The sequence below is a fragment of the Micromonospora citrea genome (assembly GCF_900090315.1).
GTDB lineage: Bacteria > Actinomycetota > Actinomycetes > Mycobacteriales > Micromonosporaceae > Micromonospora > Micromonospora citrea.
The window spans coordinates 4,726,645-4,749,055 of sequence record NZ_FMHZ01000002.1; the positions used below are offsets into that span (position 1 = coordinate 4,726,645).

Annotated in this window: 21 protein-coding genes; 12 read left to right on the forward strand and 9 right to left on the reverse strand. The window is 73.1% G+C overall.

Going from position 1 to position 22,411, the window contains the following annotated elements; translation table 11 throughout:
• Positions 1-44: 44 nt before the first annotated feature.
• Positions 45-863, reverse strand: a complete 819-nt coding sequence (locus tag GA0070606_RS33430) for a polysaccharide deacetylase family protein (RefSeq protein ID WP_342672192.1) — start codon at positions 861-863, stop codon at positions 45-47.
• A gap of 774 nt (positions 864-1,637) precedes the next feature.
• Here GA0070606_RS33430 and GA0070606_RS21735 point away from each other — a divergent pair.
• Complete coding sequence (locus GA0070606_RS21735) at positions 1,638-2,231, forward strand: hypothetical protein (RefSeq protein ID WP_091107992.1); 594 nt, start codon at positions 1,638-1,640, stop codon at positions 2,229-2,231.
• 171 nt (positions 2,232-2,402) lie between these two features.
• Here the strand turns inward: GA0070606_RS21735 and GA0070606_RS21740 are convergent, their stop codons facing one another.
• A complete protein-coding gene (locus GA0070606_RS21740) occupies positions 2,403-3,020 on the reverse strand; it encodes a DUF4126 domain-containing protein (protein ID WP_091103559.1) in 618 nt (205 codons plus the stop codon).
• Positions 3,021-3,091: 71 nt separating this feature from the next.
• On the opposite strand from GA0070606_RS21740, the gene nucS reads away from it, so the two are divergent.
• Positions 3,092-3,751: an endonuclease NucS gene (gene nucS, locus GA0070606_RS21745; RefSeq protein ID WP_091103562.1), complete on the forward strand. Its 660-nt coding sequence runs from the start codon at positions 3,092-3,094 to the stop codon at positions 3,749-3,751.
• Here nucS and GA0070606_RS21750 read toward each other — a convergent pair.
• Complete coding sequence (locus tag GA0070606_RS21750) at positions 3,738-4,430, reverse strand: class I SAM-dependent methyltransferase (RefSeq protein WP_091103565.1); 693 nt, start codon at positions 4,428-4,430, stop codon at positions 3,738-3,740. The two genes, nucS and GA0070606_RS21750, sit on opposite strands and share 14 nt — an antisense overlap.
• 68 nt (positions 4,431-4,498) lie before the next feature.
• Positions 4,499-5,995 (reverse strand): aldehyde dehydrogenase family protein, encoded by a 1,497-nt coding sequence (locus GA0070606_RS21755; RefSeq protein WP_091103568.1) that lies wholly within the window; start codon positions 5,993-5,995, stop codon positions 4,499-4,501.
• A 229-nt stretch (positions 5,996-6,224) separates the two neighbouring features.
• On the opposite strand from GA0070606_RS21755, the gene GA0070606_RS21760 reads away from it, so the two are divergent.
• The 7 genes from GA0070606_RS21760 to GA0070606_RS21785 all read left to right on the forward strand — a co-directional run bounded on the left by GA0070606_RS21760 (position 6,225) and on the right by GA0070606_RS21785 (position 11,450).
• On the forward strand, positions 6,225-6,668 hold the full coding sequence (locus GA0070606_RS21760; RefSeq protein WP_091103570.1) for an FHA domain-containing protein: 444 nt from the start codon (positions 6,225-6,227) through the stop codon (positions 6,666-6,668).
• A 71-nt stretch (positions 6,669-6,739) separates the two neighbouring features.
• Positions 6,740-7,810, forward strand: a complete 1,071-nt coding sequence (locus GA0070606_RS21765; protein ID WP_176737386.1) for an alpha/beta hydrolase — start codon at positions 6,740-6,742, stop codon at positions 7,808-7,810.
• Positions 7,811-7,936: 126 nt separating this feature from the next.
• On the forward strand, positions 7,937-9,727 hold the full coding sequence (locus GA0070606_RS21770) for a 3-hydroxyacyl-CoA dehydrogenase family protein (RefSeq protein WP_091103576.1): 1,791 nt from the start codon (positions 7,937-7,939) through the stop codon (positions 9,725-9,727).
• A gap of 42 nt (positions 9,728-9,769) precedes the next feature.
• Positions 9,770-9,922: a hypothetical protein gene (locus GA0070606_RS33435; RefSeq protein WP_245724761.1), complete on the forward strand. Its 153-nt coding sequence runs from the start codon at positions 9,770-9,772 to the stop codon at positions 9,920-9,922.
• A 46-nt stretch (positions 9,923-9,968) separates the two neighbouring features.
• Positions 9,969-10,181 carry a hypothetical protein gene (locus tag GA0070606_RS21775; RefSeq protein ID WP_091103578.1) on the forward strand — a complete coding sequence of 71 codons (213 nt, stop codon included), beginning with the start codon at positions 9,969-9,971 and terminating at the stop codon, positions 10,179-10,181.
• Between the two features lie 66 nt (positions 10,182-10,247).
• Positions 10,248-10,574: a hypothetical protein gene (locus GA0070606_RS21780; protein WP_176737387.1), complete on the forward strand. Its 327-nt coding sequence runs from the start codon at positions 10,248-10,250 to the stop codon at positions 10,572-10,574.
• A gap of 66 nt (positions 10,575-10,640) precedes the next feature.
• Positions 10,641-11,450 carry an alpha/beta hydrolase gene (locus GA0070606_RS21785; protein ID WP_091103582.1) on the forward strand — a complete coding sequence of 270 codons (810 nt, stop codon included), beginning with the start codon at positions 10,641-10,643 and terminating at the stop codon, positions 11,448-11,450.
• A 216-nt stretch (positions 11,451-11,666) separates the two neighbouring features.
• On the opposite strand, the gene GA0070606_RS21790 is transcribed toward GA0070606_RS21785, so the two are convergent.
• The 5 genes from GA0070606_RS21790 to mce form a co-directional block, all read right to left on the reverse strand.
• Complete coding sequence (locus GA0070606_RS21790) at positions 11,667-12,965, reverse strand: AI-2E family transporter (protein WP_245724762.1); 1,299 nt, start codon at positions 12,963-12,965, stop codon at positions 11,667-11,669.
• Between the two features lie 271 nt (positions 12,966-13,236).
• Positions 13,237-15,558, reverse strand: coding sequence for a hypothetical protein (locus tag GA0070606_RS21795; protein WP_091103584.1), 2,322 nt, complete (start codon positions 15,556-15,558; stop codon positions 13,237-13,239).
• 173 nt (positions 15,559-15,731) lie between these two features.
• Positions 15,732-17,000 carry a coiled-coil domain-containing protein gene (locus GA0070606_RS21800; protein ID WP_091103586.1) on the reverse strand — a complete coding sequence of 423 codons (1,269 nt, stop codon included), beginning with the start codon at positions 16,998-17,000 and terminating at the stop codon, positions 15,732-15,734.
• Positions 17,001-17,291: 291 nt separating this feature from the next.
• Positions 17,292-18,647, reverse strand: coding sequence for a crotonyl-CoA carboxylase/reductase (ccrA, locus tag GA0070606_RS21805; RefSeq protein WP_091103588.1), 1,356 nt, complete (start codon positions 18,645-18,647; stop codon positions 17,292-17,294).
• A gap of 283 nt (positions 18,648-18,930) precedes the next feature.
• Positions 18,931-19,401, reverse strand: a complete 471-nt coding sequence (gene mce / locus GA0070606_RS21810) for a methylmalonyl-CoA epimerase (RefSeq protein ID WP_091103589.1) — start codon at positions 19,399-19,401, stop codon at positions 18,931-18,933.
• Positions 19,402-19,463: 62 nt separating this feature from the next.
• On the opposite strand from mce, the gene GA0070606_RS21815 reads away from it, so the two are divergent.
• The 3 genes from GA0070606_RS21815 (at position 19,464) to GA0070606_RS21825 (ending at position 22,335) form a co-directional block, all read left to right on the forward strand.
• Positions 19,464-20,663: an acetyl-CoA C-acetyltransferase gene (locus tag GA0070606_RS21815; protein WP_091103592.1), complete on the forward strand. Its 1,200-nt coding sequence runs from the start codon at positions 19,464-19,466 to the stop codon at positions 20,661-20,663.
• 236 nt (positions 20,664-20,899) lie between these two features.
• A complete protein-coding gene (gene meaB, locus GA0070606_RS21820; protein WP_425413107.1) occupies positions 20,900-21,835 on the forward strand; it encodes a methylmalonyl Co-A mutase-associated GTPase MeaB in 936 nt (311 codons plus the stop codon).
• Positions 21,836-21,921: 86 nt separating this feature from the next.
• The gene (locus tag GA0070606_RS21825) at positions 21,922-22,335 is read left to right on the forward strand and encodes an Asp23/Gls24 family envelope stress response protein (RefSeq protein ID WP_091107996.1); all 414 of its coding nucleotides are present in this window, start codon (positions 21,922-21,924) and stop codon (positions 22,333-22,335) included.
• Positions 22,336-22,411 lie beyond the last annotated feature (76 nt).

A 22,411-nucleotide genomic window follows, 5' to 3' on the forward strand; every position in this document is an offset into this window, starting at 1 on the left:
TCTTGCCCCGATTTTAGGCTTTTGGAGTGGTTCGCGATGCGGGTTCAGCCCGCTCCGAGCACCTCCGACAGCGGAGCCGGCTCCAGCCCGCGCTCCGCCAGCCCCGCCAGGATGTGCGGCAGCGCCTCGTCCGTCATCGGCGCGTTCGCCTCCGTCACGTGCAGCACGATGACCGAGCCGGGACGTACGCCGTCCAGCGCCGCCCGCACCACCGGCCGCCAGGACTTCGCGAACGGATCCCCGCTCACCACGTCGCCGTCCACCACCGTGAGCCCCAGCGGCGCCAGCGCGGCCAGCGCCTTCCGGTCGTGGCACAGTCCCGGGAAGCGGAAGTACCTGGTCTGCCGTCCGCCGTACGCGGCCACCACGTCGAAGGTCCGCGCCACGTCGGCGGTCATCTCCCGCTCGGCGATGCGGGGCAGGCCGTAGCAGTCCGGGGTGAACGCCAGGTGCCCGTACGTGTGGTTGGCCAACTCGAATCGCGGGTTCGCGGCGAGCCGCCGGGTCACCGCCGGGTACTGCTCGACCCACTTGCCGGTCAGGAAGAAGGTGGCCGGGACCTGCTCCCGTTCCAGCAGGTCGATGATCTTCAGGTTCGCGTACGACCGCACCGCCCCGCTGCGTAGCTGGTATCGCATCGCGTCCGTCATGTCCGCGTCGAAGGTGAGCGCCACCTTGTTCCCCGTACGCGGTCCGTGGTCGACGACGGGTGGCCTGGTCCCTGGTGGGGTCGCGCCCGGGACGGTCCCGGCGGGTGTCCGCGCCGGCCCCGGTTGTGTCGCCGGCCGTCCCGGGGCCGTCGGCGTGGCCGCGGGCCCCGCGTCCGGGAGCCGGAGGATGCCGGCGTTGGCCGGTGTACGCAGCGGAGCCGGGCCGGCGAGGAGCGCCGCGGCCGCGATCACGGCGGTGACGGTCGCGGCCAACGAAACGTGGGAGATCTTCACGGGCACCGGGAGATGATGCCAGCGGTCGGTGGCTGACGTGTGCCCGCGTGGGTGTGGGTGTGGTTGCCGTGCGTTCTCTGGTGTGCGGTGCGTCGTGGTGGGGGTGTGGGGTGTGGCCCGCCGTGCCCGGCTCCGGGCGGTCAGGCTTGATCCCTGCGCCGGGCACGGCGGGCCACACCCCGTCGGTGGTTGCGCGTCGTCCGTGCCGCCCTGTTCGTCGGCGCCGCTCCGGTCTGCGCTGACGATCCGGTGTGCGTCCGAGCGTTCGGTCTGCGGCGTTGTGCCCGGCGTGTGCCCGGCGTTCTGGGCCGCCTGGTGTTCGACGGTGTCGGGTGTCGGGTCGGGTGTCCGGTTTCGGGGTGTGGCCGGGGGCATCGTGGGCGCGGAATCGTGGCGGGGTCGGGGTCGTTACACCCTGCGTACGGCCGAGTGAGGGCACGTCGCCGCCTGCGGGCGGGGGTGCCGGGCCCGGAATGACGGCGGGCCGGCGGTCGTTGGACATGGTCCGGCCGACGAGGGCGTCCCCCCGCCCCCGCGACACGGGCCACGATCCGGCCCACGCGAGGCCGGTCTGATTCTTCCCGGCACCCGTGCCGGATCCCCCCAGTTCCCTTTTGAGCGCCGGACGGTGCTTGCACCCCTGCTGCCGACCCCCTTCGGCTCGTGGGTGCCTTCCCCCGAATGGAGCCCATCGTGAACACGATCATGCGTAAGAGCGTCCTGGGTGTCGCTGGTCTGGCCTTCGCCGGTGGTGTGTTCGCCGGTCCGGCCACCGCTCACGCCGCCCCGGCCGAGGCCGCTCCGGTCACCGCGGTGGCGGTGCAGGCCGACAAGCCGGCCGTGGACAAGGGCAAGCTGGTTCCGCACGGTGTGCAGGGTGCGCAGTCGCGCATCGATCTGTCGGACGAGCAGGTCGGCAACGTGAAGGCGATCGTCGCGGCGACGAAGAAGGCCGGGATGGACGAGCGTGCCGCCGTGGTGGCGATCGCGACGGCGTTGCAGGAGTCGAAGCTGGAGAACCTGGGTCATCTGGGTGAGCGCAACGACCATGACTCGCAGGGCCTGTTCCAGCAGCGCCCGTCCTCGGGTTGGGGCACGGTGGAGCAGATCACCGACCCGGAGTACTCGACCATGGCGTTCCTGAAGGGTCTCAAGCAGGTCGACGGGTGGCAGGACATGCCGCTGACGAAGGCGGCGCAGACGGTGCAGGTGTCGGCCTACCCCGACCACTACGCGCAGTGGGAGCAGCAGGCCGCCGACCTCGTCACCGAGCACTGGAACAGCTGACACAGACCTTCCACCACAAGGGGGACCGTCGGCCGGCACCCGAACACGGGTGCCGGCCGACGGCACATCCACAAACGTCACGGCCGGCACCCCCACGCGCGGGGTGCCGGCCGTCGACGATCCGCTGGGCCACCCGGCGCACGCGGAAGCCGGGTGGCGGCGCGTACGCGGTCAGACCCGGAAGCCGGCGGCCCGCGCCGCCTGACGTTCCCGGCGGCGGTCGGACCGGCGGCGCAGGAACCAGAAGACGAACAGGACCAGCCCGGCCAGGAACGCCAGCACCAGCACGGGCAGGAGGATGGCCGCCACCGACACGACGACGCTGGTGGCGTCCTCGGCGGTGCTGGCCACGGGGGCGCCCACGCCGGCGGTGGTCGCGTTGATGACGGGTCGGGCGGCCGACTTCAACAGGTGCACGCCGAGGGCGATCAGCACCCCGGTCACCACCGGCACCCACTGGTTCGAGGAGAAGAAGCTCGCGGGGTCGCTCACGGTCACCGTCTCCGACGAGGCTCCCGCCCCGAAGGCCAGGCCGCCGGCGGTCGGCCGGACCACGGTCTGCACCACGTCGTTGACGTGGTCGACGACGGGCACCTTGTCGGCCACCACCTCGATCACCAGCAGCACCGCCAGGATGGCGACCACCCAGCCGTTGCCGAGCCACTGCCACCCGGCGGGCAGGTCGATCACGTCGGTGTAGCGGGCCAGCAAACCCATGGTGAGCAGGGGGATGTAGGCGTTCAACCCCGCCGAGGCGGCGAGGCCGGTACCGGTCAGAACTTCGAGCACCGTCTCAGCATCGCACCGGCACGCCAGTGCCGCTCGGTGGCGCGGGCCGGTGCCTCGGCTACCCTCGTCGGGTGCGGTTGGTCATTGCGAAGTGCTCGGTGGACTACGTCGGACGGCTCTCGGCCCACCTGCCGTTGGCCACCCGGTTGCTGATGGTGAAGGCGGACGGCTCGGTGTCGATCCACGCCGACGACCGGGCGTACAAGCCGCTGAACTGGATGAGCCCGCCCTGCCGGCTGGAGGAGGCTCCCGGCGTCTGGCGGGTGGTCAACAAGGCCGGCGAGGAGCTGCGGATCACCCTGGAGGAGATCTTCCAGGACACCTCGTACGAGTTGGGCGTCGACCCCGGCCTGCGCAAGGACGGGGTGGAGGCGCACCTGCAGGAGCTGCTGGCGGCCAACCCGGAGACGCTCGGCGAGGGGTTCACGCTGGTCCGCCGGGAGTACATGACGGCCATCGGGCCGGTCGACCTGCTCTGCCGCGACGCCAACCAGGGCGCGGTGGCGGTGGAGGTGAAGCGGCGCGGCGAGATCGACGGCGTGGAGCAGCTCACCCGCTACCTGGAGCTGATGAACCGGGACCCGCTGCTCGCGCCGGTGACCGGCGTCTTCGCCGCGCAGGAGATCAAGCCGCAGGCCCGGGTGCTCGCCACCGACCGGGGCATCCGGTGCGTGGTCGTGGACTACGACAAGCTGCGCGGCATCGAACGCGACGAGCTCACGCTCTTCTGACGTCCTCCGCCCGGTGGCCGAGCCCGTCCGCGCGGACGGCGATCAGCGACTTGGGCAGGCCGGCGATCCGCTCGACGAGGATGCGCGAGTCGGGGAAGTAGTGCCGCATCTGCGACCGGTCCAGCAACTCGGTCCAGAGCACCTGGTGGATGGCGGCCTCGTGGGTGCGGGTGGGCTTGTGCCCGAGCGGCCAACGGCGGGCGAACGCGGTGCGCAGCCGTACCGGCAGGAACTGCATCCCCGGCGCGATCCAGTGCGGCTCGATGGGGAAGTAGCGGTAGGGCGTCTGCACCCAGTGCCGGTCGGCCAGGCCGCGTACCGCGTCGGCGAAGCGCAGCCGCCGCTCGTGCCCGCCGACGTGCTCCAGCACGGAGTTGGAGAAGACCAGGTCGTAGCGGCGGGCGGCGATCCGGGCCGGCAGGTCGCAGGCGTCGGCCTGGTCGACCTGCGCCCATTCCGGCACGTCCACCGGCGGCCGCTCCAGGTTGACCACGTGCACGTGGGCCGGCCGCACGTCGGCCCGCGCCCAGGTGCCGAGCCGGCCACCCAGGTCGACGACGTGCATCCGCCCGAGGTCGGGAAACGTCCGGACCAGCCAGTCGGCGCGCCGACGTCGCTGCCGGGCGCTCCACGAGCGTTCGCTGTCGACGAGGTGGAAGCGCAATCGATGGGGGCGCATTTAACGCAATGTACCGCTCCCACCACGGTGGACATACGCGGGCGTCGTCATGATCGGTTATCCGACAGTCACCTACCGTACATCGTCTTGATGGCCTTGACGAGCCGGGCGACGTCGGCGGCCGTCCGCTCGAAGGTCGTGGAGGCCAGCAACGACCGGGCCCGGCGGCGGGTGATCGCCTTGGCCCGGCTGAACTCGCGCAGCCCGTCCTCGCCGTGGATGCGGCCGAAGCCGGAGTCGCCGACGCCGCCGAACGGCAGCGTGGACATCCCGGCGAAGGTCAGCGTCGAGTTGACCGACGCCATCCCCGAGCGCAGCCGCCGGGCGATCGCCACCGCGCGGCGCCGGCCGAAGACCGAACCCCCCAGGCCGTACGACAGGGCGTTGGCCCGGGCGACGGCCTCGTCGACGTCGCGGACCCGGTTGACGGTCAGGGTCGGGCCGAAGGTCTCCTCGCGTACGGCGATCGAGTCCTCCGGCACGTCCACCAGCACGGTCGGCCGCACGTACGGGGGCTGCACGGCGTCCGCGCCGCCGAGCACCGCCCGGCCGCCCCGGGCCAGCGCGTCGTCGATGTGTCGACGGATGACGTCGAGTTGGCTCGGCATGGTGATCGGGCCGATGTCGGCGTCGTCCGGGCCGACGGTCAACCGGCCGGCCCGCTCCACCACCTTGCCGACGAAGGCGTCGAAGACCGGCTCGACCGCGTAGACCCGTTCGATGCCGATGCAGGTCTGGCCGGCGTTGGTCAGCGCGCCCCAGACACATGCCTCGGCGGCGGCGTCCAGGTCGGCGTCCGCGTCGACGATCATCGCGTCCTTGCCGCCGGCCTCCAGCAGCACCGGGGTCAGCGACTCGGCGCAGGCCGCCATCACCTTGCGCGCGGTGGCGGACGAGCCGGTGAAGGCCACCTTGCCCACCCCGGAACGGCAGAGCGCCGCCCCGACGTCGCCCAGCCCGTGCACCGCGGTGAACACCGGCTGCTCCGGCACCACCTCGGCGAACGTGTCGACGAGCCACTGGCCGACGGCGGGGGTGTATTCGCTCGGCTTGAACACCACCGCGTTCCCCGCCGCCAGCGCGTACGCGACGGAGCCGATCGGCGTGAAGACGGGATAGTTCCACGGGCCGATCACGCCGACCACGCCGTGCGGCTGGTATTCGAGGTGGGCCGAGAACTCGGCCAGCACGAGCCGCGAGCGGACCCGGCGGGGGCCCAGCACCCGGCGCGCGTTGCGGGCCGCCCAGTCGACGTGCTCGACGGCGGTGACGATCTCCACGACGGCGTCGGCGACGGGCTTGCCCCCCTCGGCGTGCACCAGGTCGGCGAGTTCCTCGATGCGCCGGGCGAGCAGCGCGCGCCAGCGCAGCAGCCGCTGTCTGCGGCCGGCGAAGCCGAGCCCGGCCCACCACTCGCCGGCCCGGCGGGCCCGGTCGACGGCCCGCCCGACGTCCTCGGGGGTCGCGACGGGCAGGCGGCCGACCTCGGCGCCGCTCGCCGGGCTCGTCGACACCAGTCGACCGTCCTCGATCACCGGGGCGCCCGGGACATGCACAGCCGTCATGGCGGAAGTCTAGACCCGAGGATTACTCGCCGGTAGCCCCGCGACCTGCCGTTCCGGGCGCCGGACCCGCCGGATCCGCGGCCTGCGCCGGCCGTCGGACGCCGAACCGGCGAACGGGAGGTGTCCGCCCGGCGTCGCGGAGGTGACCGCCCGGCGGTCGAGGACGACTACGGTGTGGTGGCAGGCTGACGCGCGGAGTGATCACGTGTGGGCGGAGGGCCGACTGTCCATGGAGGAACATCCGGAACTGATGCCGTTGTTGACGGTCGCCGGCGGGGCGATGCGGGGCCTGAGCGCCCGGATCGGCCCCACGCGGCAGGTCATCGGCCGCGCGCCGACGGCCGACATCGTCGTGCACGACGCGCACCTGAGCCGCCGGCACGCCGAGGTCTGGTTGACCGACGAGGGCGCCTGCCTGGCGGACCTGGGCTCGACCAACGGCACCTGGCTCAACGATCGGCGGATCACCGGCGTGGAACGGTTGGCCGACGGGGACGTGATCCGGGTCGGGCGCACCGAGCTGCGCCTCTTCGACCCGGGTGTGGCACGGACCGATCCGGTGGGGCTGAGCTTCGGCCGGCCGCGCCGCGACCACCGCCCGACGCTGCCGCTGCCGGTCGCCACCCCCGCCCTCCCGGCCGCCGACGCGACGGCGGGCACCGTCCCGTCCTGATCCGCCACACACCCTCCGACCAGCAGACATGGCGGACGCACCCATGGACGCGGCCGGGTCGTCGTGGCAGCATGCCGCGGATGGAGACCGGACAGCAGCTCGTGTCGGCGAACGGCGTCACCCAGGCGGTGCGGGTGGCCGGGCCGCCGGACGGCGTACCCGTGCTGCTGATCCACGGCAACTGCTCGTCGGCGGCCTTCTGGGAGCCGCTGGTGCGCCGGCTGCCCGACACCCTCCGGGTCGTCGCGCCCGACCTGCGCGGCTACGGGGACACCGACACCGCGCCGGTGGACGCCACCCGGGGGCTCACCGACTTCTCCGACGACGTCGCCGCGCTGCTCGACGAGCCGTCCCTGTTCTCGTCCGCCGCCCGGCCGGTGGTGGTCGGGCACTCGCTCGGCGGGGGAGTGGCCATGCGGCTGCTGGTCGACCACCCCGAGCGGGTGGCCGCGCTGCTGCTCGCCGCGCCGGTCTCGCCGTACGGCTACGGGGGCACCCGCGACCTGACCGGCACGCCCACCACGCCCGACTTCGCCGGCACCGGCGCGGGCACCGCCAACGCGGAGTTCGTCAAGCGGCTGGCCGCCGGCGACCGGGGCACGGACAGCCAGGCCAGCCCGCGCAACGTGCTGCGGGCCACCTACGTGGCCGACCCGGCCTCGCTCGGCGCGGACGAGGAACTGCTGCTGGACACCCTTCTCAGCACGGCGACGGGCGACGACAACTACCCGGGCACGGCGGTGGACTCGGCGCACTGGCCCGGCACCGCCCCGGGCCGGCGCGGCGTGCTCAACGCGCTCTCCCCGGCGTACTTCCGGATCGCCGACGAACTCGTGGCCGTGGCCGGCAAGCCGCCGGTCACCTGGATCCACGGGGACGCCGACGTGATCGTCTCGGACACCTCGCTGTTCGACCTGGCCCACCTGGGCTCGCTGGGCGTGGTGCCCGGCTGGCCGGGGGCGGACGCCTGCCCGGCGCAGCCGATGGTGGGGCAGACGCGGGCGGTGCTGGAGCGCTACGCGGCGGCGGGCGGCACGTACCGGGAGGTGCTGCTGCCGGGCTGCGGGCACAGCCCGCACCTGGAGCGGCCGGCCGAGTTCGTCGCCGAGCTGCTGCGGCTGACCGACGGGACGGTCGCCTAGCGGGCTGCCCGGGCGGCTCGTGAAATATCCCACCGCGTCTCGACAACAGCACGTCACGTGGCAGACTCGCGCGCATAACCTTAGTGGCCGTTCATGCGGCCGTGCGGAGCATTGGGGAGGCCGGTCGTGGCGCGCGAGTTCACCAGCGTGGGCGTTGTGGGTCTGGGCACCATGGGTGCCGGCATCGTCGAGGTATTCGCGCGCAACGGCGTCGACGTCGTCGCGGTCGAGATCTCCGAGGCGGCGCTGGAGCGCGGTCGGGCCACCCTGACCGGCTCGACGGACCGGGCCGTGGCCAAGGGCAAGCTCGCCGAGGCCGACCGGGACGCGCTGCTCGCCCGGGTCGACTGGCAGGTCGGGCTCGGCGCGCTGCACTCCGTCGACCTCGTCATCGAGGCGGTGCCCGAGCACCTGGACCTGAAGCAGCGGATCTTCGCCGAGCTGGACCGGGTCTGCAAGCCCGAGGCGATCCTGGCCACCAACACCTCGTCGCTGAGCGTCACCGAGATCTCAGTCGCGACCAGCCGGCCCAACCAGGTGATCGGCATCCACTTCTTCAACCCGGCGCCGGTCATGAAGCTGGTCGAGGTGGTCCGGACGGTGGTCACCTCCGCCGACGTGGTCGCCGACGTCGAGGCGCTCTGCGAGCGGCTGGGCAAGGTCGACGTCACCATCAACGACCGGGCCGGGTTCATCGCCAACGCGCTGCTCTTCGGCTACCTCAACCACGCCGTCGGCATGTTCGAGTCGCACTACGCGACCCGGGAAGACATCGACGCCGCCATGAAGCTCGGCTGCGGGTTGCCGATGGGCCCGCTGGCGCTGATGGACCTGATCGGCCTGGACACCGCGTACGAGATCCTCGACACCATGTACCGGCGCGGCGGCCGCGACCGCCGGCACGCCCCCGTGCCGCTGATCAAGCAGATGGTCACCGCCGGGCTGCTCGGCCGCAAGTCCGGCCGGGGCTTCTACACCTACGAGCGGCCGGGCTCCCCGGTGGTCGTACCCGACGAGCAGACGCCGCAGGCGGCGGAGTCGGCGCTCGCCGACGGCGCCCGCGCGATCGCGAAGGTCGGCGTGGTCGGCTCCGGGACGATGGCCACCGGCATCATCGAGGTCTTCGCCAAGGCCGGCTACGAGGTCGTCTCCGTGACCCGGGGCGCGGAGAAGTCCGCCAAGGTCTTCGAGACGGTCAAGACCTCGCTCAACAAGGGCGTGGTGCGCGGCAAGCTCAGCGAGGCCGACCGGGACGCGGCGCTCGGCCGGATCAACTGGTCGGCCACCCTGGAGCACCTCGCGGACGTCGACCTCGTGGTCGAGGCCGTGGTGGAGGAGCTGAGCGTCAAGAAGGCCCTCTTCGCCAGCCTCGACGAGATCTGCAAGCCGGGCGTGGTGCTCGCCACCACCACCTCGTCGCTGCCGGTGATCGACGTCGCGATGGCCACCCAGCGCCCCGCCGACGTGGTCGGGCTGCACTTCTTCAACCCGGCCCCGATCATGCCGCTGGTCGAGGTCGTGCAGACCATCCGTACCTCCGCGGAGACCGTCGCCACCGCCCGCGCGGTCTGCGCCGCCCTGGGCAAGACGGGCGTGGTCTGCGGCGACCGCTCCGGCTTCATCGTGAACGCGCTGCTCTTCCCGTACCTCAACGACGCGGTCAAGATGCTGGAGGCGAGCTACTCCACCGCCGACGACATCGACCACGCGATGAAGCTCGGCTGCGGCTACCCGATGGGCCCGTTCGAGCTGCTCGACGTCGTCGGGCTGGACGTCTCGCTGGCCATCCAGCGGGAGCTCTACCTGGAGCTGCGGGAGCCGGGCTTCGCGCCCGCGCCGCTGCTGGAGCACCTCGTCACGGCCGGCTACCTCGGCCGCAAGAGCGGTCGCGGCTTCCGCGACCACACCCGCCGCTGATCGGCGGTCGACAGACTGCGTCGGTGACGGCGTCCTGAGGGTGTGACCTTCGAGGAGTACGTCGGCAGCCGCGGTCCGGCCCTGTCGCGCCTGGCCCGGCTGCTGGCCGGGGACCACCTGGGCGTGGACCCCGGCCGGGCCCCGCTACCTGCGCTGGGCCGCTGCTCGACGGCGTACCCCTCCAGCAGTCCGTGACCGGGCTGACCATCGACGGCTCAGTCCGGCAGTTCGGCGGCGCACGGTGGGTGGGCGTCCGGCGCACCTGCACCGGGACGGCAGGACGCTGGAACTGCTCGGCATCCCGAAGGCGCGCGTGACCGCCGAGTTCGGCTCGCCGTTGCCCGGGACGGCCCCGCCCGCGGGCTACCCGACTCTCACGGAGGCCGACGCGACGGTCGTGCTGGCCGGGGCGCGGATCGCGACGGACCTGACCGACCCCGGCACCTGGGAGTGACGGGCGTCGCCGGCCGGGCCGCCCGACCCGGGCCGGTCCGGCCGGCGGCCCGTACGCTTGGCAAGCGTGAGCCCCCGTCGCAACCGACCCCGCCGCGATGACACCGCGCACCTCGACTCCGACCGGGTCCGCCAGGGCGTCGCCTCGGTGCAGCAGTGGCGCGACGGCGAGTGGCAGGTACGCGGAATCAGCGGCGGCGCGTCCACCAAGACGTACCGCTGTCCGGGCTGCGACCAGGAGATCCGCCCCGGGGTGGCGCACCTGGTGGCGTGGCCGGCGGACGGCCGGGGCGACCTGACGGACCGGCGGCACTGGCACAGCGGATGCTGGCGGGCCCGGGACCGGCGCGGCCCGGTCGTCCAGCGGGGGCGCGGCGCGCCCCGCTACGGTTGAGCGATCTGGATCACCCTGTTTCCGCCCCGCCCGGCGCTGCCCGACCGCACGGGTGAGACTGGAGGGGTGAGCACACCGATCCGCGCGTCCACCATCCTGCCCGGGCGCCGCGAGGACATCGAGCTGCACACCGCGGACGGCCTGCGGCTGGTCGGCGAGCTGGCCCGGCCGCTGGACCGGGAGCCGGTGGCCACCCTCGTCTGCCTGCACCCGCTGCCGACGCACGGCGGGATGATGGACAGCCACGTGTTCCGCAAGGCGGCGTGGCGGCTGCCCGCCCTGGCCGACCTGGCGGTGCTCCGCTTCAACACCCGGGGCACCAGCAGCCTGCGCGGCACCAGCGAGGGCGCCTTCGACAACGCGGTCGGGGAGCGCTTCGACGTCGCCGCCGCGATCGAGTACGCCGAGTTCCACGAGCTGCCGGACATCTGGCTGGTCGGGTGGTCGTTCGGCACCGACCTGACCCTGAAGTACGGCTGCGACCCGGCGGTCACCGGGGCGATCCTGCTCTCCCCGCCGCTGCGCTTCTCCGCCCCGGCGGACCTCGACCACTGGGCCGCCTCCGGCAAGCCGCTCACCGCGCTGGTGCCCGAGTTCGACGACTACCTGCGTCCCGACGAGGCGCGGGAGCGCTTCGCGGCGGTGCCGCAGGCCGAGGTGGTCGGGGTGCCCGGCGCGAAGCACCTCTGGGTCGGCGACGCCGAGACCGTGCTGGACGAGGTGGTCCGCCGGGTCAGTCCGGCCGCCGCCGTGCCGTTGCCGACCACCTGGGACGGCCCCGTGGAGACCGGGGACGTCAGCGCGTACGCCGACCGCACGGTCGCCTCCTTCGCCGACCGTCCGGTGCCCGGCCCGCCCGCCGGTCAGGCCGGCTGACCCGGGCGGTCGGCCGGCGCCCCGGGGCCGCCCTGCCGGCCCCGGCGTCCGCTTGGCCCCCGGGCCCTGCGTCTGCTTGGCCCCGGCGTCCGTTTGGACCCGGGCCCTGCGTCTGCTTGGCCCCGGCGTCCGTTTGGACCCGGGCCCTGCGTCTGCTTGGGCCCGGCCCCGACGTCCGCCTCGACGCCGGCCCCTGCGTCCGCCCTCGGGGCGGAGTCAGCGGGACTCCTGCCGGGGCAGCAGCACCTCCCGCAGGATGAGCTGGAACGCGGCCACCGCCGGAATCGCGATGAGCGCGCCCACCACGCCCAGCAGGGACGCGCCGAGCAGCGCGGCGACCAGGGCGGCCACCTCGTTGACCGCCACCGATCGGCGCATGATCTTGGGGTAGATCAGGTAGTTCTCCACCTGTTGATAGATCAGGAAGAACACCACGCAGGCGATGCCCACCCGCAGGTCGGTGGCGAAGGCCACCAGGCTGACGATCACCGCGCCCAGGGTCGCGCCGATCTGCGGGATCAGGTCGGTCACCGCGACCACCACGGCCAGCGCGAACGGGTACGGCAGCCCGACGGCCAGCGCGAAGACGAACGTGGCCGCCCCGGCCAGCACGGCGATGCTGATCGCGCCCACCATGTACGCGCCGACCTTGGTCAGGATCTCGTCGCCGATCAGCCGCACCCGGTCCCGGCGGGAGCGGGGCACCAGTGCGTAGCCCAGGTCGCGGATCCGGTCGAAGTGGACCAGGAAGTAGATCGTCAGCACCAGCACGGTCAGTCCCCGGAACACCGTGCCGAAGATCATCTGAGCCCCGCCGAGCACCCCGCCGAGGGCCTGGCCGACCGTGTCGACGTTCGCCGCGCTCCGCACCCGGTCCATCAGGTCGTACCGCTCGACGAGGTCGTTGACCGTACGGTTGCGGCGCAGCTCCTCGACGTAGTTCGGCAGCTGGTCGATGAACTGCCCGGTCTGCGTGACGATCGGTGGCACCAGGGCGAACAGGCCACCGCAGAGCAGCAGCACGACCGTCAGCGCGACCGCCGCCACGGCAGCGCCGTGCGGCAGCCCCCAGGACCGCAGGCGGACCACGGCCGGGTGCAGGCCGACGGCGAGGAAGAGCGCGATGAGCACCAGGACCAGGATTCCGGCCGCGTTGCGCAGCCCCAGATAGAGGGCGTACGCCAGCAGCACCCCGGCCGCCCCGGAGAAGCCGACCAGGAAGCTGCTGCGCCGCAGCGGTCGTCCCGGCGTACCGAACCGGCTCGACCCGTTCGCGCCCGGCTGCTGACCGCCGCCCGTGGTGCCCGTGGCCGGCTCGTCGCGGTCCGTGGTGCCCGGCGCGGGCTGGCCGCCGGGCGTGTGGCCCGTGGCCTGGTCCTCGCGGTGGGTGGGGCCGGCTCGGTCGGCGTGCCGAGGTGCGGTGGCGTGCTCGGGCCTCGGGCTTCCGCCGCCCGGTCCCGGGGCGCTACCGGGCTCCCGGTCGCCGCTCGACTCCCTCGGTCCGTCGTCTGCCATCGGACCTCCCCTGATCGATTCCCGCCGAGGGTCCGACCTCGGTCCGCGTCGGGCGGATCCCACCCGGGAGCGTACGCCGCCAGCCTGCCCGACCACGCACCCCGAGCGGATCCGCGCACCCCGAGCGGATCCGCGCAGCCTGAGCGGATCCGCGCAGTCCGACCGGGCCAGAGACTTGAGAGATCCTGGTAGGAAGGTGCCCCTCAGGGGGCCGTTTCCAACCAAGATCCGCCCGACGACCTGGGTCGTCGGGCGGAAGGGCTGGTCCGGGTCAGTCCTTCTCGACGACGACCTTGCTCGGCTTGGCGCTGCGCTCGTCGGTGGTCGGCTTCGCCGGTCGCTTGCCGTTCTCGCCGGTGCTGGTGATCTTCGTCGGGGTGGCACCCCGGCCACCCTCGCCCGGCACGGCCGCCACGGTCGGCTCCCCGTCCACGCCCGCGCTCGCGGTGTCGCCGTCGACCGTGGTCACGGCCGCGACGTCGGCGTCGCCCGGCTGCTTGGTGTCGGCGGGTTCGATCCGGCCCTTGGCCGGCTGCCCGGCCGCCGCCGGCTCGACCTTGGCGGGCCTGCCGTCCGAGGCGGTGGTGCCCTTCGCCGTGCCGCCCGTCGGCGCCGCGCCGGCTCCGGCCGGTGCGGCGTCCTTCTTCCCCGCGCCGCCCGCCGGTGTCGTGCCCGCTCCGGCTGGCGCGGCCTCCTTCGCCGCGCCGCCCACCGACGTCGCGCCCGCTCCGGCCGGTGCGGCTTCCTTCTTTCCGGCGCCCGGCTCGGCGGTGTCCTTCTTCCCCGCGCCCGGTCCGGTCGGCGTCCCGTCGACCGGGGACGTGGCCGCCCCGGCGGTCGACGCCTTCCCGCCGTTCGCCCCGGCCGTGCCGGTCGACGCCGGCCTGCCGTCGGCCCCCGCCGGGGCGGTCGCGGCGGCGCCGTCCGTCCCGGCCGGCCGGTCGCCCGCAGCGAGCAGCCCCAGCCGGAGCTCGGCCACCTGGCGCTGGAGCTCGTCGGACTCCTGCCGCGACTTCCAGGTCTCCTGCCGCAGGTCGGCGAGCTGCTGCTGGGCCTGGGCGATCTCCAGCATCACCTGGGCGAGCTGCTGACGGCTGACGGCGGCCTCCTGCTGGGTGGCGGCGAGGTGCTGCTGGGTCGTGGCGAGGTGCTGCTGCGTGGTGGCCGCGTACTCCTCGAACTGGCGGCGTGACGTCGCGACGTGCTCGTCGGCCTTGCGGCGCTTGTCGGCCGCCTCCGACTCGGCACGGCTGAGCAGCGCCGCAGCCTCCTCCTCGGCCTGCCGACGCATCGTCAGCGCGTCCCGCTCGGCGGCCTCGCGCACGGCGGCGGCGCCCTGCTCGATCTCGTTCCTGCGGGCGGTGTACTCCGACTCCAGCGCGGCGCGGCGCGTCTCGAAGCCCGACTCCAGCTCGTCGTGCCGGCTCTTGTGCTTCGTCTCCAGTTCGGTCAGGCGCGCCTTGTACTGCTTCTCCAGTTCGTCGCGGCGCCTGGCGAACTCCTGCTCGGTGGTCGCCCGGCGCTGGGCCAGCTCGCGGTCCGCGGCCTCGCGGCGGCTGTTGACCTCCTGCTCCACCCCCGCCCGCCACGCGCCGAGCTCCTGCTGCGTCTGCGCCCGGGCCTGCTGCACGTACGCCTCGGTCTCGGTGCGCATCCGCTGCACGTACGCCTCGGTCTCGGCCCGGCTGCGCTTGGCCGTCTCGGCCGCCTGGGTGGTGAGCCGCTCCGCCTCCTGCCGGGCCTTGTTGCGGGTCGCCCGACCAGCCTCGGCGGCGTCGTCGATGATCTGCTTCGCGTCCCGTTGGGCCTTGGCGTGGGTGGCCCGACCCGCCTCGGTGGCCTGGTCGATCAGGCGCTTGGCCTCCTGCTGGGCCTTGGCGTGCACCTCCTTGGCGGCCTCCCGGAGCTGGGTGGCCTCCTGCTGCGCCGTGGCGTGCACCTCCTTGGCGGCCTCCCGGAGCCGGGTCGCCTCCTGCTGGGCCCGGTGGTGGATCTCCTTGGCCGCGTCCCGCAGCTGGGTGGCCTCCTGCTGGGCCTTCGCCAGCGCCTCCTGGGCGGCCTTGCGCAGCCGGGCGGCCTCCTCCTTGGCGGCCTTGACCGCGGCGTCCGCCTCGGCCCGGCGGGCCGCGGTGTGCCGCTCCTCCTCGGCGCGTCGGGCGGCCAGCGCGATCTCGAAGTCCTTGAGCGCGGTGGCGGCCTGTTCTCGGGCCTCCTCGACGATGTGCTCGGCGGCGGCCCGGCGCGCCTCGATCTCCTCGTTGGCGGCGGCCAGGATCGCGTCGGCCTGCTCCTCGGCGATCGTGAGGATCTGCTCCACGCGCGGGCCGAGGTGCCGGAAGGAGACGTTCTCCAGCGCACCGGACGACTTGCGCGCCTGGGCGAGATCCCGTTGGAGCACCTCGACCTGGCCGGCCAGCTTGTGGATCTGTGTGTAGGCCTGCTCCCGTTCGGCCGCGAGGGCCGCGATCTCGTGCTCCGCACGAGCGACGTACCGGTCGACCTGTCGTTTCTCGTACCCCCGCAGAGCGGACTCGAAGCTGGGCTCCGTGGTCACGTCCCCGCCGAGAGCGAACAGTTCCTCGCCGTGCGACATGCCCCCATCCTCACACGCCTCCGGGCCGGCTGGGGCGATACGGACGCCCCTGATGGGACCTACTTCACTGGGTTGACGCCCGGGCATTTCCCTGACGGGCAAACGCATACGGCGCGGGGCACACCGGTCACCCGGTGTCACCCCGCGCCGTGGTCATGCCCCGGTCGGCTCGGTCAGTTGGACGTCTCGGCGGCCACCCGCTCGTCCGCGCCGTCGGCCTTCTTGGCCTCCGGCTTGGCGGGCGCGGCCTGGGCGGCCGGCGCCGCCGGGACGCCCGGCACGATCCCGGCGAGGCCGGAGAGCATCTGGCCGAGCTGGGAGGTGACGGCGTCCTTCTGCCGGGTGAGGTCCTCGACCTCGCGGCGGGCCGCCTGGGTGGTCAGCTCGGCCTCGGTGCGCGCCTCGGTGAGCAGCCGCTTCGCCTCGGCCTTCGCCTCGGTCAGCGTCTTGTCGGCCAGCGCCTTGGCCTTGTCGACCGTCTCGTTGGCGGTGCGCTCCGACTCGACCCGGCGGGCCTCGGCGCGCTGCTCGATCTCCTTGGCCCGCTCCTGCGCGGCGTGGGCCCGCTGCTCGGCCTCGCTTACCAGCTTCTGGGTCTGCGCGACCTGCGCCGCGTGCCGCTCCGACTCCTCGCGCTCGGCCTTCTCCCGGCGCTCGGCGAGCTGGAGCTCCAGGGCCTGCAGGTCCTTGTCGCGCTTGTCCCGCGCGTCGGTGAGCAGCTTGGTCGCCTCGGCGCGCTTCTCCTCGGCCTCCCGGGCGGCCTTCGCCCGCTGCTGGGTGATCTCCCGCTCGGCGGTGGCCCGGAGCGTGGCGACCTCGCGCTCGACGGTGGACTTCAGCTCGGCGACCTCGTGCGCCGTGACCGTGCGCAGCTGCTTGGTCTCCCGCTCGGCGTCGGCGCGCAGCGTGTCGGCCTCGCGCCGGGCCTGGACGCGGACCTCGGCGGCCTCCCGCTCGGCGGCGGTGCGGACGCTGCCCGCCTCGCGCTCGGCGGTGGCCTTCATCGCCGCCGCCTCGGCCCGCGCCTTGTCGGTGATCTCGCGGGCCTCGAGGCGTGCGGCGGAGAGGATGCCCTCCGACTCGCGCTTGGCCTCGTTGCGGTGGTCGTTGGCCTGCTCCTCGGCCAGCCGGAGGATCTGCTCGACGCGGGTGCCGAGGCCGGAGAGGGTGGGCCGGCTGTTCTCCTCGAGCTGCTTGTTGGTGTCGGCGAGCTTCTGCTCCAGCGTGCTCATGCGCTGTTCGGCCTGGCGGAGCCGGCGCTGAGCGTCGTTCATGCGCTGCTCGGCCTCGGCGCGGGCCTGCTCGGACTGGGTCAGCGCGGCCGTCATCCGGCCGATGAAGTCATCGACCTGGTGGGTGTTGTAGCCGCGCAGGCCGACGGTGAAATCGGGCTGTGAGTTCGCGTTATCGAAGAACGCAAGAGGGGAGGACTGCTGGGGCATTGGGACATACTCGCAGACCCCCCAGGGTGCTTCGCAAGAGCGGTCCCGAGCTTTCGTGTCCTCTTTACATGGTCAACTGCGGGCGCGCCGGCACGCCGGACCAATCGGCGATCTTGGCAGGTCCCGGGCGGGTCGGACGGTACGGAGAGTGACTGTGGAAAAGGGCCGCGGGGGAACCCCGCGGCCCTTTGTCGCGTCATGGTCCGGGTCACTCGAATGAGCGCCGGCGCGCCGGTGGTGAAAAGGCGATCGCCGTTCGTCGCAATGGTCGACGGCGGATCGTCCGTCGGGTCAGTGGCCGCGGAACCGGTTGATCGCGTCCTCGTGGCGGGAGCGCAGCTCGCGGTCGCGCACGCCGAGCCCGTCGGCGGGCGCGAGGCAACGCACCCCCACCTTGCCCTGGTGGGCGTTGCGGTGCACCTCGTACGCGGCCTGGCCCGTCTGCTCCAGCGCGTACGTCTTCGACACGGTGGGGTGGATCTTGCCGAGGGCCACCAGGCGGTTGGCCTCCCACGCCTCCCGGTAGTTGGCGAAGTGGCTGCCGACGATCCGCTTGAGGTGCATCCACAGGTAGCGGTTGTCGTACTGGTGCTGGTAGCCGCTGGTGGAGGCGCAGGTGACGATCGTGCCGCCCTTCTTGGCGACGAACACGCTCGCGCCGAAGGTCTCCCGGCCGGGGTGCTCGAAGACGATGTCCGGGTCGTCGCCGCCGGTCAGCTCGCGGATCCGCTCGCCGAAGCGGCGCCACTCGTCCTGGTCCTGGGTCTCCTCGTCCTTCCAGAAGCGGAAGCCCTCGGCCGTGCGGTCGATGACCAGCTCGGCGCCCATCTTCCGGCACAGCTCCGCCTTCTCCGGGGAGGAGACCACGCAGACGGGGATCGCGCCGCCGTTGAGCGCCATCTGGGTGGCGTACCCGCCGAGGCCGCCGGAGGCGCCCCAGATCAGCACCACGTCGCCCTGCTTCATGTTCGCGCCGTGGTGGGACACGAGCTGCCGGTACGCCGTCGAGTTGACCAACCCCGGGCTGGCCGCCTCCTCCCAGCTCAGGTGGCGCGGCTTGGGCATCAGCTGGTTGGCCTTGACCACGGCCAGCTCGGCGAGGCCGCCGAAGTTGGTCTCGAAGCCCCAGATCCGCTGCTGCGGGTCGAGCATGGTGTCGTCGTGCCCGGCCGCGTCCTCCAGCTCCACCGACAGGCAGTGCGCGACCACCTCGTCGCCGGTCTTCCACTTCGTCACGCCGGGCCCGGTGCGCAGCACCACGCCCGCGGCGTCCGAGCCGACCACGTGGTACGGCAGGTCGTGCCGCCTGGTCAGCTCGGAGAGCCGGCCGTAGCGCTGGAGGAACTTGAAGGTCGGCAGCGGCTCGAAGATGCTGGTCCAGACCGTGTTGTAGTTGATCGCGCTGGCCATCACGGCAACCAGCGCCTCGCCCGGCCCGAGTTCCGGGGTCGGCACCTCCTGCACGTGCAGCGCCTTGCGCGGGTCCTTGTCCCGGGTCGCCATCCCGTCGAACATCCGGGTCTCTTCGGCGCGCACCACCACGCCCCGGTACGACTCCGGCACCGGCAGGCCGGCGATGCCGGCGAGTTCCCGCTCCGGTTGGTCGGATCCCTCCGCCGCCATGATCGCTTCGAGGATGTCCTGCACGTCGACCTCCCGTTCGTCCGCACCCGCGCACGCGGGCCTGGGTGCTGCCATCGTCGGCGCGAGTGCGGCCGACCGCCATGTCGGCATCCGACACATCCGCGGACCGACCGCGCTCCTGTTGGGGCGGGACGTTACTGAACGGTAGCTAGGGTCGGAAGTCCTCTGTGAAAAACTGCATTGGCCGATGCGTGGAGGTGTCCGGGCAGGCGACGTATCGCGCAGTGCCGTGCTCGGCACGCGGGCGCCGCCGGCCCCCACCCGTGGGCGGGGGCCGACCGTGGCGTCAGTGCGCGGCGGGCTCGACCAGCTCGACAAGCACGCCGCCGGCGTGCTTCGGGTGGACGAAGTTGACCCGGGAGTTCGACGTGCCGCGCTTCGGGGTGTCGTAGAGCAGCTGCACGCCCCGCTCGCGCAGCGTCGCGCAGGCGGCGTCGATGTCCGCCACCTCGTACGCCACCTGCTGCACGCCCGGGCCCTTGCGGTCCAGGAACTTCGCGATGGTCGACTCGGGCGTCAGCGGGGCGAGCAGCTGCACGCAGCCCCCCTCGGCGGTCGGGCCGACGGCCAGCATCGCCTCCCGGACGCCCTGCTCGGCGTTGGTCTCGGTGTGCACGCAGCGCATCCCGAAGGTGCGCTGGTAGAAGTCGATCGCGGCGTCCAGGTCGGGCACCGCGACCCCGACGTGGTCGATGCGGCGCAGGCCGATGTCTGTGACATAGTCGGCAGCGGTCTCGACGGGGGAGTTCTCAGCCATGGCGCTAGTCTGACCGAACAATCGTTAAGGCGTACAGGTCGGCACCCCCTCGGAGGCAGGTAATGGCTTCGGTGATCGTCAGCGGCGCGCGGACCCCCATGGGGCGCCTGCTGGGCAACCTCAAGGACCTCTCCGCGACCAAGCTCGGTGGCGTGGCGATCAAGGCGGCGCTGGAGCGCGCCGGCGTCGCCCCCGAGCAGGTCCAGTACGTGATCATGGGGCAGGTGCTCCAGGCCGGCGCCGGGCAGATCCCGGCCCGGCAGGCGGCGGTCGAGGCGGGCATCCCGATGTCCGTGCCGGCCCTGACCATCAACAAGGTCTGCCTCTCCGGCCTGGACGCGATCGCCCTGGCCGACCAGCTCATCCGGGCCGGCGAGTTCGACATCGTGGTGGCCGGCGGCATGGAGTCGATGACCAACGCCCCGCACCTGCTGCTGGGCCAGCGCGGCGGCTACAAGTACGGCGACGTGGTGATCAAGGACCACATGGCGCTGGACGGGCTCACCGACGCCTGGGACTGCTGCTCGATGGGCGAGTCGACCGAGCGGCTCGGCGCGAAGCACGGCATCACCCGCGAGGAGCAGGACGCGTTCGCCGCGGCCAGCCACCAGCGGGCCGCCGCCGCGCAGAAGAACGGCCACTTCGCCGACGAGATCACCCCGGTGGTCATCCCGCAGCGCAAGGGCGACCCCCTGGTGATCAGCGAGGACGAGGGCATCCGCCCGGACACCACCGCCGAAGGGCTGGCCAAGCTGCGTCCGGCCTTCACCAAGGACGGCACCATCACCGCCGGCAGCTCCTCGCCGATCTCCGACGGCGCCGCGGCCGTGGTCGTGATGAGCAAGGCCAAGGCCAAGGAGCTGGGCCTGACCTGGCTGGCCGAGATCGGCGCGCACGGCAACGTGGCGGGGCCGGACAACTCCCTGCACTCGCAGCCCTCCAACGCCATCCAGCACGCCCTGCGCAAGGGCGGGCTGAGCGTCTCCGACCTCGACCTCATCGAGATCAACGAGGCGTTCGCCCAGGTCGGCATCCAGTCCACCCGTGACCTCGGGATCAGCCCCGACAAGGTCAACGTCAACGGCGGGGCGATCGCGCTGGGCCACCCGATCGGCATGTCCGGCGCCCGGCTCGTGCTCACGCTGGCGCTGGAGCTCAAGCGCCGCGGTGGCGGGACCGGCGCGGCGGCGCTCTGCGGCGGCGGCGGCCAGGGCGACGCCCTGATCATCCACGTCCCGGGCGCCGACGAGAGCGACCAGTGAGCGCGTCGCGCTGACCGGTCACGGTCGCCGAGAAAACGAAGGCAGCACGGTGAGCGGGAGGAGCGAGCTGGTCTTGCGAGCCCCGCGGCCGCGAACAGAGGCAGCACGGTGAGCGGGAGGAGCGAGCTGGTCTTGCGAGCCCCGCAGTCGCGAACAGAGGCAGCACAGTGAGCGAGATCGTCGACAACGGCCCGGCTGCGGGCGCACCCCCGGTGCGCCGCAGCCGGGACGTGCCGATGCTGGTCGAGCGGGCCCGCGCGGGGGATCCCCGCGCGGTGGCCCGGCTGATCACCCTGGTCGAGTCGGGCGACGAGACGCTGCCGCGGATCGCGGCGGCGCTCGCGCCGTACGCCGGGCAGGCCCAGGTGGTCGGCCTGACCGGCTCGCCCGGCGTGGGCAAGTCCACCACCACCAACGAGCTGGTCCGGGCGCTGCGTGCCCGGGGGCACCGGGTCGGCGTGCTGGCCATCGACCCGTCCAGCCCGTTCACCGGTGGGGCGATCCTCGGCGACCGGGTCCGGATGCAGGACCACGCCACCGACCCGGGTGTCTACATCCGCTCGATGTCCAGCCGGGGCCACCTCGGCGGGCTGTCGGCGGCCACGCCGCAGGCGGTCCGGGTGCTGGAGGGCGCCGGCTGCGACGTGGTGCTGGTGGAGACCGTCGGCGTCGGCCAGGCGGAGGTGGAGGTCGCCTCGCTGGCCGACACCACGCTGGTGCTGCTCGCCCCGGGCATGGGTGACGCGATCCAGGCGGTCAAGGCCGGCATCCTGGAGATCGCCGACGTCTTCGTGGTCAACAAGGCCGACCGGGACGGCGCCGACGCGACCTACCGCGACATCCAGGGCATGATCGCCCTGGGCGAGCGCGGCCCGGGCGACTGGCGCCCGCAGGTGGTGCGCGCGATCGCCGCGCGGGGCGAGGGGATCGACGACATCGCCGCCGCGATCGACAAGCACCGTGGCTGGCTCGTCGAGCACGGCGAGCTGCGCCGCCGCCAGGAGGCGCGGGCCGCCGCCGAGATCGAGGCGATCGCGCTGGGCGTGCTCCGCGACCGGATCGGCTCCCTGCGCGACGGTACGGAGCTGCCGGCGCTCGCCGCGAAGGTGGCCGAGGGCGCCATGGACCCGTACGCGGCCGCCGACGAGCTGCTCGCCCAGCTCGGCTCCTGAGGAGCCCACCCGGCGACCCGCCGAACTAGTACGCTCGCACCGCTCCACGACCCCGTGGGGCGGTGCGCGGCCGAGTGGGGGAGACCATGGGCGACGAGGCGACGCAGGAGCTGTCGGTGACGCCGGAGGCGGTGGCGGGCGGGAGCACGCACGTCTCCGACGAGGTGGTGGAGAAGATCGCGGTGGCCGCCACCCGATCGGTGCCGGGGGTGGCCGAGCTGGGCGGCGACGTGGCCCGGTTCTTCAACGCGGTGCTCGACAGGGTCGGCCTCGACCAGGTCGGCGACGCCCGGCGGGGCTGCTCGGCGCACGTCACCAACGGCGCGGCCGTGGTCAACCTGGTCATCGTGATCGAGGCGGGCCGGCCGGTGCCGCAGGTGACCGACGCGGTCCGGGCGAAGGTGACCGAGGCCGTCGAGGCGTACGGGCTGCGGGTCGACGAGATCAACATCCGGGTCGACGACGTGGCCATGGGCGACCCGGTCGCGCCGACCGCCTGACGTGAGGGCCGCCCAGGTTACCGGCCGGTACGACTTCCCTTAGCGATCGTTCAGGCTCCGGCTCTACACTCGACGT

Excerpts from the sequence above, each read along its gene's own strand:
- GA0070606_RS21760 (WP_091103570.1), top strand. The coding sequence starts at position 6,225 with ATGGAGGAACATCCGGAACTGATGCCGTTGTTGACGGTCGCCGGCGGG.
- GA0070606_RS21790 (WP_245724762.1), bottom strand. The coding sequence starts at position 12,965 with ATGGCAGACGACGGACCGAGGGAGTCGAGCGGCGACCGGGAGCCCGGT.
- GA0070606_RS21755 (WP_091103568.1), bottom strand. The coding sequence starts at position 5,995 with ATGACGGCTGTGCATGTCCCGGGCGCCCCGGTGATCGAGGACGGTCGA.
- GA0070606_RS21815 (WP_091103592.1), top strand. The coding sequence starts at position 19,464 with ATGGCTTCGGTGATCGTCAGCGGCGCGCGGACCCCCATGGGGCGCCTG.
- meaB (WP_425413107.1), top strand. The coding sequence starts at position 20,900 with ATGCTGGTCGAGCGGGCCCGCGCGGGGGATCCCCGCGCGGTGGCCCGG.
- GA0070606_RS21750 (WP_091103565.1), bottom strand. The coding sequence starts at position 4,430 with ATGCGCCCCCATCGATTGCGCTTCCACCTCGTCGACAGCGAACGCTCG.
- GA0070606_RS21795 (WP_091103584.1), bottom strand. The coding sequence starts at position 15,558 with ATGTCGCACGGCGAGGAACTGTTCGCTCTCGGCGGGGACGTGACCACG.
- GA0070606_RS21825 (WP_091107996.1), top strand. The coding sequence starts at position 21,922 with ATGGGCGACGAGGCGACGCAGGAGCTGTCGGTGACGCCGGAGGCGGTG.
- GA0070606_RS21765 (WP_176737386.1), top strand. The coding sequence starts at position 6,740 with ATGCCGCGGATGGAGACCGGACAGCAGCTCGTGTCGGCGAACGGCGTC.
- GA0070606_RS21800 (WP_091103586.1), bottom strand. The coding sequence starts at position 17,000 with ATGCCCCAGCAGTCCTCCCCTCTTGCGTTCTTCGATAACGCGAACTCA.
- mce (WP_091103589.1), bottom strand. The coding sequence starts at position 19,401 with ATGGCTGAGAACTCCCCCGTCGAGACCGCTGCCGACTATGTCACAGAC.